Origin of the sequence: Providencia sp. PROV032 (assembly GCF_028484875.1) — a bacterium.
Classification (GTDB): Bacteria; Pseudomonadota; Gammaproteobacteria; order Enterobacterales; family Enterobacteriaceae; genus Providencia; species Providencia rettgeri_E.
In genome coordinates, this window is the sequence record NZ_JAMPSX010000006.1 from 1 (window position 1) to 12,673 (window position 12,673).

At 40.7% G+C, this 12,673-nt stretch carries 11 protein-coding genes; 3 read left to right on the forward strand and 8 right to left on the reverse strand.

Translation table 11 applies throughout. The features are described 5' to 3' along the window. From rsxC to PSF42_RS06445, 4 genes are all read right to left on the reverse strand, one after another. On the reverse strand, positions 1–1,834 hold a 1,834-nt coding region (gene rsxC, locus PSF42_RS06430), incomplete at its 3' end, for an electron transport complex subunit RsxC (RefSeq protein WP_272679652.1). Beyond that, complete coding sequence (gene rsxB / locus PSF42_RS06435; RefSeq protein ID WP_125893181.1) at positions 1,827–2,441, reverse strand: electron transport complex subunit RsxB; 615 nt, start codon at positions 2,439–2,441, stop codon at positions 1,827–1,829. The genes rsxC and rsxB, both read right to left, overlap by 8 nt. Continuing rightward, positions 2,441–3,022 (reverse strand): electron transport complex subunit RsxA, encoded by a 582-nt coding sequence (rsxA, locus tag PSF42_RS06440; protein WP_004910983.1) that lies wholly within the window; start codon positions 3,020–3,022, stop codon positions 2,441–2,443. Before rsxA ends, rsxB begins: the two co-directional genes overlap by 1 nt. An 84-nt stretch (positions 3,023–3,106) precedes the next feature. Further along, complete coding sequence (locus PSF42_RS06445) at positions 3,107–3,547, reverse strand: DUF2569 domain-containing protein (RefSeq protein WP_125893183.1); 441 nt, start codon at positions 3,545–3,547, stop codon at positions 3,107–3,109. Positions 3,548–3,676: 129 nt separating this feature from the next. Here PSF42_RS06445 and PSF42_RS06450 point away from each other — a divergent pair, with 129 nt between their 5' ends. Next, a complete protein-coding gene (locus tag PSF42_RS06450; RefSeq protein ID WP_272679653.1) occupies positions 3,677–4,720 on the forward strand; it encodes an oxidoreductase in 1,044 nt (347 codons plus the stop codon). Between the two features lie 59 nt (positions 4,721–4,779). After that, entirely contained in the window at positions 4,780–5,757 is a 978-nt protein-coding gene (locus PSF42_RS06455) for a bile acid:sodium symporter family protein (protein ID WP_213912698.1), read from the forward strand. A 243-nt stretch (positions 5,758–6,000) separates the two neighbouring features. Here PSF42_RS06455 and add read toward each other — a convergent pair whose 3' ends face one another. The 3 genes from add to manA form a co-directional block, all read right to left on the reverse strand. Beyond that, complete coding sequence (add, locus tag PSF42_RS06460) at positions 6,001–7,002, reverse strand: adenosine deaminase (RefSeq protein ID WP_213912699.1); 1,002 nt, start codon at positions 7,000–7,002, stop codon at positions 6,001–6,003. A 193-nt stretch (positions 7,003–7,195) separates the two neighbouring features. Then, positions 7,196–8,839: a YdgA family protein gene (locus tag PSF42_RS06465; protein WP_213912700.1), complete on the reverse strand. Its 1,644-nt coding sequence runs from the start codon at positions 8,837–8,839 to the stop codon at positions 7,196–7,198. A 106-nt stretch (positions 8,840–8,945) separates the two neighbouring features. Then, a complete protein-coding gene (gene manA, locus PSF42_RS06470; RefSeq protein WP_272679754.1) occupies positions 8,946–10,121 on the reverse strand; it encodes a mannose-6-phosphate isomerase in 1,176 nt (391 codons plus the stop codon). Between the two features lie 179 nt (positions 10,122–10,300). Between manA and fumC the strand changes: the two genes are divergently transcribed. Then, entirely contained in the window at positions 10,301–11,698 is a 1,398-nt protein-coding gene (fumC, locus tag PSF42_RS06475; protein ID WP_125893193.1) for a class II fumarate hydratase, read from the forward strand. 55 nt (positions 11,699–11,753) lie between these two features. Here fumC and tus read toward each other — a convergent pair whose 3' ends face one another. Then, positions 11,754–12,671 (reverse strand): DNA replication terminus site-binding protein, encoded by a 918-nt coding sequence (gene tus, locus PSF42_RS06480; protein ID WP_272679654.1) that lies wholly within the window; start codon positions 12,669–12,671, stop codon positions 11,754–11,756. Between the last annotated feature and the right edge of the window lie 2 nt (positions 12,672–12,673).

Consider the following 12,673-nt stretch of genomic DNA (forward strand, 5'->3'; position numbering starts at 1 on the left):
CTTTCGCACGCGCAATGGCGGCTGCGACAGCCGCTTTGCGTGGGTCAGCCTCTGCATCAGTGACTGCTTCAGCAACTGGCTCAGTTGCTGGTTGCGCTTGCGCCGCTTTTTTGGCTTTCGCACGTGCAATGGCGGCTGCGACAGCATCTTTACGAGGATCACCCGAGGCCGCTGTGTCAACGGGTTCTGTTTGTGCATTAGCCAGTTTTTCAGCTTTTTTTGCACGAGCTTGAGCTTTACGGGCTTCGCGAGCAGCAATCATCGCACTATTGTCTGGCAGTTCACCAGAAATAATCTTAATGGGCTCCGCGGTGGCTGCTTGTTTGGTTTTAACTCGAGCCAAGGCTGCATTAACTGCATCTTTATCCGCGCTATCAACTTGTACCGCGGCTTTTTTATGGCGTTCTTCTCGTGCTTGTTTATCACGTTCCATACGCAACTGTTTTGCTTCAAAACGTAATTTAGCTTCAGCAGCTCGGCGCTCTTCTTGAGCAATTTCACGAATTTCCGCTTTTTCTTGGCGATAATATTGCACTAACGGAATATTACTTGGGCATACATAAGCACATGCACCGCACTCTATGCAGTCAAATAAATTATGTTTTTGCGCTTTTTCGTGTTCATCCCCTTTACTGAACCAATAAAGTTGCTGAGGAAGTAACGCGGCTGGGCAGGCATCGACACATAACCCACAACGAATACACGCTTCTTCTAGTGTTTTAGGTCCCATTTCTTCCATTGTGGGGACCAGTAAACAGTTACAAATTTTTACGACAGGGACATTCAGGTCGGGTAGGGTAAAGCCCATTAAAGGCCCCCCCATAATCACCATTTGTTCTGGCTCTGGATTAAAACCGGATTGCTGTAATAGATGTTTAACTGGGGTCCCTAAACGAGTCCAAAAATTACCCGGTTTGCTGATTGCTTCTCCGGTGACAGTTACCACTCGTTCAATCAATGGCTGGCCATCAACAACCGCGCGTTTAATGGCGACCACAGTACCGACGTTTTGCATCAACACACCAATTTGTGAAGAACGCGCACCAGACGGCACTTCTTTTCCGGTTAAAATTTTTGTCAGCTGTTTAGCACCACCAGATGGATATTTAGTTGGTATAACCCTGATGAATACCTGTTTATCTTGTGGCGTGATCGCATCTTTGAGAGCCTGAATAGCCTCAGGTTTATTATCTTCAATACCAATTAATATTTGGTCGGGGTTCAATAAATGCTGTAAAACACGACAGCCTTCAATGACTTCCTGTGCATGTTCTTGCATTAACCTATCATCAGCTGTGATATAAGGCTCACATTCAGCTGCATTAATGATTAATGTTTTAATCGCATCTTGCCCCCCGGCCAATTTTGATGCGGTTGGGAAACCTGCACCACCGAGGCCAGCTATCCCAGCTTGTTCAATTTTTTGCAGTAATTCAGCACGGGTTAGTTGAACGTAATTAGGCTCTGGGGACAAAGTACACCATGTATCTTGGCCATCGGCTGCAATACGCACACACAATTCTTTTAAGCCAGAAGGGTGTGCCGTTACCATAGGTTCAATTGCAGTGATCACCCCTGAAGTTGATGCATGAACAGGTACAGTACGCCCAAGCCCTTTAGTCAATGGCTGGCCTTTTAATACTGAGTCACCAACCTGAACAATGAGTTCTCCCTCAGGGCCCAAATGTTGTTGTAATGGAATAAACAACTCATCGGGCACTGATGCAATACGCATCGGTGTCTGGCTAGATTGTAGCTTCATTTCAGGCGGATGGATCCCACCTTTGAAATCCCAGATATTATCTTTTTTCAACCAATTAAAGAGCTTAAGCATGAGTTTCACCTCTTGCTTTAGTCACAGGCTGTTCATTGGGTTCAACACTAATATTTTTTACAGGGATGGTGTTTAAATCCCATTTCCAATTGGCTGTGGTGGTTTTCACAGGAACAAGCTCAATACAATCGGTAGGGCAAGGGGCGACGCATAAGTCACAGCCGGTGCACAAGTCTTCAATCACAGTGTGCATGGCGCGGGTTGCACCCACGATGGCATCAACAGGGCAGGCTTGGATACATTTAGTACAACCAATGCAGTTTTCTTCATCGATAATAGCCACTTTACGGACGGGGTTTTGCGCTGCTTCATCGCCATCAATGGGTTGAGGGTCGACATTAAGCAATTCAGCGATTTTCAGCATGACCTGTTCGCCACCTGGGGCGCATTTGTTGATCATTTCCCCATTATTGGCAACCGCTTCAGCGTAAGGACGGCAACCAGGGTAACTGCATTGACCGCACTGGCTTTGAGGCAATATCGCTTCAACTTGTTCGACAATCGGGTCAGCTTCAACTTTGAAGCGTAATGAGGCATATCCTAACATCAGCCCGAAAATAAGGCCAAAAACGGCTAATATACCGATAGCAATCCATACAGACATCATTAGAATTTCACCAAACCACTAAAGCCCATAAACGCGAGAGACATCAAGCCAGCGGTAATTAAGCCAATTGACGAGCCCTTAAATGGGGCGGGAACATTGGCAACAGCTAAACGTTCGCGAATAGCGGCAAATAAAACCATCACTAATGAGAAACCCACAGCAGCGCCAAAACCGTATACGGCAGACTGCATAAAAGTATGAGACATATTAATATTTAATAAGGCAACACCAAGAACTGCACAGTTGGTGGTAATTAAAGGCAGAAAAATACCGAGTAAACGGTAGAGCGTTGGGCTCGTTTTCCTGACCACCATTTCAGTGAACTGTACAACGACAGCAATCGCTAAAATAAAACTTAGCGTCCGCAAATAGATGAGGTCGAGAGGAATGAGGATAAGTGTGTCAATCAACCAAGAACTGATTGACGCTAATGTCATAACAAACGTCGTTGCTAAGCCCATCCCAATGGCCGGTTCGAGTTTTTTTGAGACGCCCATAAAAGGGCATAAGCCAAGGAATTTAACGAGGACGAAGTTGTTAACCAACACTGTTCCAACAAAGAGTAATAAATAATCAGTCATGCTATTGCCTGAAATGAAAAAAGAACAAAAACTGACCGTAGCCAGTTAAACTATCATTATGATATCAAGCAATTTATATGATGCTTATCGATCTTGTGTGAAAGTCATTTTTACACGTTGGGAACGCTTGAAATAAGGAACAAAGAAACCCGCACCAATTAGAGGCCATGCCAAGACTTGCAAAGCGGTTTCATCATCAATAGGTGAAAATGCAAAGGTTTTTATACCCAATAATAATAAAATAAGCAGCCAAATAATAAAACGGCGAGGGAAATGTTTTGAACGAGAAAACATTAATTGCAGCACATGGATACTGAAAATTGTCATCCCAATAGCAATAGCGAATGACAAATACCAAGCGACTGGAATAAAACGTGTCCAATGGTCAACAGTCGTGACAATCTCATAAAATTTAATGCAATACATAACCGTCATACTGCAAACAGCTAAAAAGGTTAACAACAAATAGATTGCTGGAACTAATAGCCAGCCAGTGATGCGGTTAGCGTCATAAACTGAAGTCATAATTAATAAAACCCATTTTGGCAAAAATCGCTGGATAATTTACAATCCTATCATAGATTTATTTGCCATTTCATTCCTTCTGATGGTACTTTTTATCTCCACTTGTGTTTATCGTTGTATGAGGTCTAAATGTCTAAACCAATTAAAGTCGCGATCATCGGATATGGCTATGCAAGCAAAACATTTCATGCACCTTTCCTTGGTATATTAGAAGGGTATGATTTAACAACGATTTCTAGCAGTGACCCCAATAAGGTTAAGGCTGATTGGCCAAATATTCATGTTGCTGCATCTCCAGAAGCTGTTTTTGCGGATAAAGATATCGAATTAGTTGTCATTCCTACACCTAATGATACTCACTTCCCCCTTGCACAAGCGGCATTGGCAGCTGGAAAACATGTGGTTGTTGATAAACCCTTTACGTTAGATGTCTCACAAGCTGAACAATTAAAACAACAAGCGGAGCAAGCTGGAAAATTACTGTCGGTTTATCATAACCGTCGATGGGATTCAGGTTTTTTAACTGTTAAAAAAATCTTAGAAGAAGGTAAGCTAGGGGATATTAAATACTATGAATCCCATTTTGACCGTTACCGGCCGATAGTTAGACAGCGTTGGCGTGAAGCCGATATACCCGGAGCCGGTATTTGGTACGACTTAGGACCACATTTGTTAGACCAAGTCTTGCAATATTTTGGTCGGCCAGAAGGGATCAACGTTGATCTTGCTATGATCCGCCCTAATGCACAGGCAGTGGATTACTTTCATGCTGTTTTGCAGTATGCCGATAAAAAAGTGGTATTGCATGCAACAACATTAGCCGCTGCACCAACGCCGATATATGTTATTCACGGCATGAATGGTAGCTATGTTAAATATGGGTTAGATACCCAAGAAGATTGCTTAAAGAGCGGCCAACGGCCAGAAGGGGCTGATTGGGGAATTGATACCAACATGGGTAATGTGACGCTGTCACAAGGTGATGAGCTTATAACACAACCGTGGCCAAACCAACTGGGTAATTATAGTGGTTACTATCAAGGGATATATGATGCGATTCGCCATGGTAAACCAAACCCAGTCACTCCGAGCGAAGCGATAGATATTATGAAACTTATTGAAGCAGGTATACGTTCGGCAAAAGAAAAACGGACAATTGAAGCTATATTTTAATGTCTAAATACTCACTATAAGGCCAGTTAATATAACTGGCTTTTATTATGGATAATCGAATGAATTTGCTAGCTAAATTGAGAATAGACCCATTTTTACTTATCATGATTGGCGTTGTCATTCTAGCCAGTCTTTTTCCTTGTGAAGGCGATATAAAAACGGCGTTTCAATATTTAACGACGGCTGCAATTGCATTATTGTTCTTTATGCATGGGGCTAAATTATCTCGTGAATCAATCATGGCGGGGATAGGGCACTGGCGCCTACATCTCTTGGTTTTTGCGAGTACATTCATTGTATTTCCTATCGTAGGCCTAGGGCTTGCCGTGATTGTTCCGAAATGGATGTCACCCACTGTATATATGGGCTTTTTATACCTATGTGCTTTACCTGCAACTGTACAGTCAGCCATTGCATTCACATCGGTAGCGGGAGGAAATATTGCTGCAGCTATTTGTAGTGCATCAGCATCGAGTATTCTTGGTGTTTTTCTTTCACCAATCTTAGTGGGCTTATTGATGGATGCTGATGGCAGCCAAGCCATGGATACGCTTAATGCGATAGGCTCCATTCTGATGCAATTGATGCTGCCATTTATTGTGGGGCATTTATCTCGGCCGCTGATCGCCAATTGGATAAACCGTAATCGTAAATTAGTTAATATGACTGACCGGTCTTCAATATTGTTAGTGGTTTATGTGGCATTCAGTGAAGCGGTGGTAGAGGGGATTTGGCAGAAAATAGACGCATTTTCACTATTTATGATTGTGGTTGTCACTTGCGTTATCTTATTTATTATTATTGTATTTAATACGTTGGCTGCACGGTTGTTAGGTTTTAGCAAAGAAGATGAAATTACCATTGTGTTTTGTGGTTCGAAAAAGAGTTTAGCTAATGGAGTCCCAATGGCGAATGTGTTGTTTCCTGCTGCGACAGTGGGGGTTATTTTATTGCCATTGATGATTTTCCACCAAATACAACTGATGGTCAGTGCTGTACTTGCTCAGCGCTATGCCAAACGGTTATCGACGAAATAAGTATCTAAGGTCGAGGGGGATTTTCTCCTCGTGTTCTGAGAGTTATTTATTGGCCATGCTCTTTTAGTTACAACATACTGAAGAGGTTGATAGTCCTTAAATTAACTACTGTGTCTATACATGAGATTCAGTAAGCTCAATAGTCGCGAGAGAGCTGTGTGTAGAAATATAAAATGCAGGATATAGAAAGTGATTTGAAAATTCAAAAGGGCGCTTCATACAAGTGCCCTTAATAGATTTGAATTAACGCGTTGCGGCTTTCTGTGAAAGTGCTTTTTTCTCGCTATCGGATAAAAATGCCATACTCAGACCATTACGTTGCGCTTGTTCTATCTCTGCAGCAGTTAAACCGGCTTGTGGGGCAGCCACTTCATATTCATGACGCAACTCAATTCCTTGAACTGCCGGGTCATCTGTATTAATTGAGGCCACTACACCTTGTTGTAAAAAGGTTTTTAACGGATGTTGCGCAAGGGAAGGTACCGTACTTGTTTGAATATTCGAGGTTAAACAGCTTTCCATACCTATTTGATGCTTTACTAAATACTCAATTAAAGCAGGGTCTTCTATTGCCTTAACGCCATGACCAATGCGTTGTGCACCTAATACATTGATAGCATGCCAAATACTGTTCGCTCCAGCGGCTTCACCTGCGTGCACCGTAATATTTAATCCAGTATCCCTAGCCTTAATAAAATGTGCCTCAAATAGTTCCCCAGGGAAGCCGAGCTCATCTCCAGCTAAATCTAAGGCACATAAATGGTTCCGATGTGCTAATAAACCTTGTAGTTCAGTGGTACAGGCTTGTTGGCCAAAAGTACGGCTCAAAATACCAATTAAATTAATTTTAATATCGAATTGTTGGCATCCAGCACGCACGCCATCAATAATAGCTTCAACGACACCTTCTACAGGTAGCTGGTGTTTCATGGCCATATAGTATGGAGAGAAACGTAGCTCTGCGTAATCGATACCTGCATTAAAGGCATCTTCAACATTTTCATACGCCACACGGCGACAGGCATCTAAATCTGCTAAAACAGCAACCCCCCAATCGAGTTTTGCTAAGAAACCCACTAAGTCAGCTTCTTGCCCTATAATTTGAACATGAGGGCGCAATGCTTCAATCTCTGTCGCAGGTAATTGAATATGGTGTTGCTCCGCTAAGGAGAGAATTGTTTCTGGACGGATATTGCCATCGAGGTGGCGGTGTAAATCGGTTAAAGGTAAATGTGTATTAATCACGGAATGATCCTTTATCTATTTTCTATCCTTATTTTGACTTTTATTTCATTAAAGGCAATCTTGAATCACGAAAAATGTGAAACGAAATCAATTATTACATTTATATTGTGATTTGAATCACGTTAATTTCATGATGTAATAAAAAAGCCAGCTAATATTAACTGGCTTTCGTCACTAGATGGTATTGAGTAAATTAGTTAGCTGGTGCTTCTTGTGGAGCTAACTCAGGCTCAACTTCCATTTCTGGTGCTGGCTCTGCGTCTGGAGCAGGTACAGCTTCATATTCTAATGCATCTTCTGGGCTAGACATCATTTTCATCTTAGTGAGGAACTCAGCTAAGGTATATTTGTCATTATTGAATGTCAGGTCATTACCTGCAAATTTGATAGTCATAGTTAAATCATTTTCACTATCAATCATCCATGGTGATTTTTTCTGCTTAGCTTTTTCAGCACGTTCTTCATCAGTCATAAACATTTCTTCAAATGGCGAAGAGAACATATCTGAAGTCAGCATTTGCTGAACACCTTCAAACTCAGAGGTGATCATGCCTTTCATTTCTTTTTTAGCTTCTGCATCAACGGGTACACCTTGATCTAAAATCATGGCTTGAGTCATTGATTCGATCATCATTGGTTTATTCAGTTTTAAATTGAAATCAAAAGACGTAATGAGTTGTTTAATAGCTTCATCAACTTTGTTAGACATTGCTAACGCAGTCATTTCATCTTGGTTCCATTTATTGAATGTAATATTTAAGTCAACTGAGCTTTGGCCCGCTTCATTTTTCCAGTAGAAAGGGCTAACCGTAAATACAGGCTTGCTTTTCATTAGCTCAGGCAATGTTGTAGACATCATCTCCATCGCTAAACGCTCTGTTGCTTCAGTAGGATCTCCGCTAGCTAAACCTTGCGCTAGAGCTTCGTTATATTGCTCAACGAATTTACCTAACGCTTTAGCATCTAATTTCTCAATAGCAACAGTCAGTTCACCCGAACCCAAATTCTGTTCTAATGCTTTTAGGTCATTGATACTATATGAAATATTCCCTTTTGCATCTTCGCCGGTAATAGACGTATCACTGGAAATCTTGAAATCTTTAAAAGAGAATTTCGTTTCAGGAATATTGAAATCTGTGTCTGCAATAACAAATGACTGGGTACCTGTATAGAAGCCATATTGTGATTTTTCAACATTAGAGACTAATTTCAAGCCTTTTAATGTCATAGATTCAGAATTATCTTTTTTACCAATAACTAAATTATCCGTCACTAAAGTCGCATCAACAGCAGCAAGGTCCGCAGTTGTTGAAACATCAAACTTAGAACCACTGAATGATAATGAAACATCATCTTTCTGATATTCAACAGGGATCAGCTCTAAACTGGTATCAATACTTTTGCTATAGCCAATAACAGCGGAACCATGAACAAAAGGTTTGCCTTTAGTCGCTTCAAACAACTCTTTTGTTGTTGCGTTGTTAGCTAATTCAATTTGTGTCGCTGCTAATTTAGGTAATAAATTAAACTTAGCAACTTGTGATAATGGGAATGGACCATGATCAATATTCGTTTTGAATACAATAGAGTCGTCTGGTGATACTGAGTCCGCAGAGGTGATTACAATATCTGCTGTAGATGAAAATACGCCTTTTTCATAATTTTCTACTTTAAAGTTCAAACCTGACTCAGGCACATTTACAGCAAAAAAATCGTTGGTTTTGAGGATTACTCGATCAAGTTCATCTTTTACTTTAGAACCTGTATACCATGAAGCTCCGGTCCACACGGCACCAAGAGCAACAATAACACCAACCGCGACTAATGACTTTTTCATTATAAACATCCATCCTTTCAGTACGTTATTGCCGTACTTATAAATTTATAAAAGTTTTAAATAACCATCTTCATACATTGAAGACGGTTAAATACAGAATATGACACTATTTGTTAAATACTCGGGCTAGTTTACCACTGCCATTAATGGTTATGCTTTTCTCATAAGCCGGTAAAAAAACAGATTCACCTGAATTAATGCATATTTCATCATTACCTGAATGCAAAACTAACTGGCCGTCAATACAGAACAAAATCGAGGCGCTATTGTTAGATAGTGCAACTTCCGAGTGGTCTATAGAATATATATTAAATGCGAAATCTTCTACTGGAATATTATATTTCCAGATATTTCCAGATTTTTCGGGGGTGTTCAATAAATCCTTTGCAAACGTAGGCTTAAAGTCAATATTCGCAATCAATTCTGGAATATCTATATGCTTATTTGTTAACCCTGCACGCAGTACATTATCTGAATTTGCCATAACCTCTAACCCGACACCTTCTAGATAAGCATGTGGCGTTCTAGCATATAAAAACATCGCTTCACCAGGTTCTAGTTCAACGATATTAAGAAGAAGAGGGGTAAATAACCCGTTATCTTCAGGATACAAGCTAACCATTTGCTTTATTGAGTTCCATGGTTCACCTTGTCGGCTGTTCAATGCAGCTTTCAATACACCAAGCGCTAAATCTTTTTGTTCACCCGTTAGGTTAAGAATTTGTGCAAATAAACGTGATAATTTTTCTTCAGTGGGGTCCTGAACAAATAACTGAATATCAGGATGGGCAGCAGAAACAAAATCCAGAAGCTGAGCAATTTCATTGAGTGGGCGAAAGGCATTCATCGCTTTAAAAGGTGTTAATGCGAAGATCAATTCAGGTTTGTGGTTATCATCCTTATAATTACGTATTGGGGAATCTAAAGGGATCCCTGCTGAATTTTCTTTGGCGAAACCAACTTCAGCATAAGTTTTGTTTGGATGCACCTGAACAGACAACGGTTGAGCTGCACATAGCACTTTGAATAAATAAGGTAAACGATGATACGTCTTTGCAACATGTTGACCTAAATAAGCTTCAGGATCGCTATCAATTAAGACATTAAGTGGAATACTTTGATTTTTTTCCATATCGAGAACTTCCGAGCTTGCTTTTGGATGAGCCCCCATCCAAAGTTCAGCCATTGGTAAGTTATCGGGGTTTGAAATCCCATATAACTTAGTCAGGGCCGTTTTACTGCCCCAGTCATAGTTTTGGACTTTATTTATCATTTTCAGCATAGCAAAATTCTCTTTTTCATAAAAATCAACTGATTTCATTTCCACTACAATACAATAAGCTCGACCAAGTCTCATAAATGAAATCCAATTTGTGGCATTATACTGCTCGGTTATTTGCTTACCTGCAAGCAGATGATTCTAAAATCAATTATTCTGTGTATGTACCTAAGGAGATAGTAATGGCAGCCACTCGCATTGAAAAAGACTCAATGGGACCTATTGAAGTACCTGCTGACCACTTGTGGGGCGCGCAAACGCAGCGTTCTTTAGAACATTTCCGTATATCTGTAGAAAAAATGCCTGTTGCGTTAATTCACGCACTCGCTATCACAAAAAAAGCCGCTGCTAGTGTCAATATGGATCTTGGATTATTAGCCAAAGAGCGCGGTGATGCAATCATTGCTGCCGCTGACGAAGTCTTAGCGGGCAAACATCCAACGGAATTTCCTCTCGCTATTTGGCAAACAGGTTCTGGTACGCAAAGTAACATGAACATGAACGAGGTTTTAGCTAACCGTGGTAGCGAAATTCTCGGTGGCCAACGTGGTAATGATCGCCTTATTCACCCTAATGATGATGTGAATAAAAGTCAAAGTTCAAATGATGTTTTCCCAACGGCAATGCACGTTGCTGCGGTCGTCGCAATCCGCGAGCATCTTCTTCCTGAACTGAAAACATTGCATCAAACATTAGACGCAAAAGCGAAAGAATTTAAAGATATTGTTAAAATCGGTCGTACCCATTTACAAGATGCAACTCCGCTGACGCTTGGCCAAGAAATTTCAGGTTGGGCTGCAATGTTAGCGAATAGTGAAAAACACATTGAAAATTCTGTCCCTCATGTGTGTGAATTAGCGTTAGGTGGTACTGCAGTGGGGACCGGTTTAAATACGCATCCAGAGTATGCTGTACGTGTTGCGAAAAAAATCGCAGAATTAACCGGCCAGCCATTCATTACAGCGCCGAACAAATTTGAAGCATTAGCAACCTGCGATAGCCTTGTACACGCACACGGTGCTTTAAAAGGTTTAGCTGCTTCTCTAATGAAAATTGCGAATGATGTTAGGTGGTTAGCATCTGGTCCTCGTTGTGGTATTGGTGAAATCTCTATCCCAGAAAATGAGCCAGGCAGTTCAATTATGCCAGGTAAAGTTAACCCAACACAGTGTGAAGCACTGACAATGTTATGTGCTCAAGTGATGGGTAACGATGTTGCTGTGAACATTGGTGGGGCATCAGGTAATTTTGAGCTGAATGTATTCCGCCCAATGTTAATTGATAACTTCCTGCAATCTGTTCGCTTGTTAGCGGATGGTATGCGTAGCTTTAATGAGCACTGTGCGATTGGAATTGAACCAAATCGTGAGCGCATTGAAAAATTACTTCATGAATCATTAATGTTAGTAACGGCTTTAAATACCCATATTGGGTACGATAAAGCGGCAGAAATTGCTAAAAAAGCGCATAAAGAAGGGCTGACATTGAAAGAATCTGCATTGAAACTAAACTATTTAACGGAAGAACAGTTCAATGATTGGGTTCGTCCAGAAGATATGGTTGGCAGCATGAAATCTTAAGCTAGCTAAACTAGCGACATATAACACCCATACTGTTTTACAGATGGGTGTTTTTTTAGCGTTCAATATACAAATTTAATCGCGGAATTAATAATTCAACCTGTTTTGCTTTTGGTCGATTACGAAGAGCAATCTGTCCTGCATGGTAATCGGGCAGTTCTCCGACTTTAATTTCTGATACTGTTTTTTCGAGCGCAAAAACAAATAAAGGCGTCGCACAAGCAAACTGGGTTTGTTTCTGTTGTTCTTTATCCCACACACGAGCGATTGGCTGAACTTTGACAGGCCGTTGAGTTTTTAAAACCGCATTGTAAGGTAGGGAGTCAATTAAGCGAATTTCATTTTCCAATTGTAAGCGCCAGTGCTCTTTGGGTAAATGAAGAGGGCAGCGGCCACTTTCTAAGCTTGTTTGTAAGCGGTCTAGCATTGCTTCTTTTGTGACTTTATTGATAACTTTTTTATTAGCCCAGCCAAAATTAATCGTATCGACATCAACTAATGAGGTGAGGGTGCGATAGGTATTTAATGTCAGCAGTCCATGCAAACTGTCACGGATAAATTCGAATCGATGAGGTTCATTCACTTGTGTAACGATTGCCTTTATATGCATCTTTAACTCATTGATCTTTGCTATTAACGAATTAAAGTTACGATATGTCTGCAAATTAGTTTGCAGACATATCACACCGGGTAAGCGGATAGCGGCTTTATTGCTAATTTCTTCAGGTTTATTCTGTAAAAATAGCAAGTTAATTAACTTTATTGTTTCGCTTATTGCATCATGACTCACGAGTGTTTGTACTGAAATTTGTTCTATTTCATTGTTTTCCTCGCCTTTAATAACAGAAGGTAACTGAAATACATGGGCGGTAAATGGAACCTGTTTTGATTGTTCCAATAGTAAGAGGCTGAATTGGTTTATTTGTGACTCCAATTCATTAAACGTCTCAATTAAGTCTTGTTTTATCGTCATTT

Coding starts and splice junctions, on each gene's coding strand:
- rsxB (WP_125893181.1), bottom strand. CDS start 2,441: ATGATGTCTGTATGGATTGCTATCGGTATATTAGCCGTTTTTGGCCTT.
- rsxA (WP_004910983.1), bottom strand. CDS start 3,022: ATGACTGATTATTTATTACTCTTTGTTGGAACAGTGTTGGTTAACAAC.
- PSF42_RS06445 (WP_125893183.1), bottom strand. CDS start 3,547: ATGACTTCAGTTTATGACGCTAACCGCATCACTGGCTGGCTATTAGTT.
- PSF42_RS06450 (WP_272679653.1), top strand. CDS start 3,677: ATGTCTAAACCAATTAAAGTCGCGATCATCGGATATGGCTATGCAAGC.
- PSF42_RS06455 (WP_213912698.1), top strand. CDS start 4,780: ATGAATTTGCTAGCTAAATTGAGAATAGACCCATTTTTACTTATCATG.
- PSF42_RS06465 (WP_213912700.1), bottom strand. CDS start 8,839: ATGAAAAAGTCATTAGTCGCGGTTGGTGTTATTGTTGCTCTTGGTGCC.
- manA (WP_272679754.1), bottom strand. CDS start 10,121: ATGCTGAAAATGATAAATAAAGTCCAAAACTATGACTGGGGCAGTAAA.
- fumC (WP_125893193.1), top strand. CDS start 10,301: ATGGCAGCCACTCGCATTGAAAAAGACTCAATGGGACCTATTGAAGTA.
- tus (WP_272679654.1), bottom strand. CDS start 12,671: ATGACGATAAAACAAGACTTAATTGAGACGTTTAATGAATTGGAGTCA.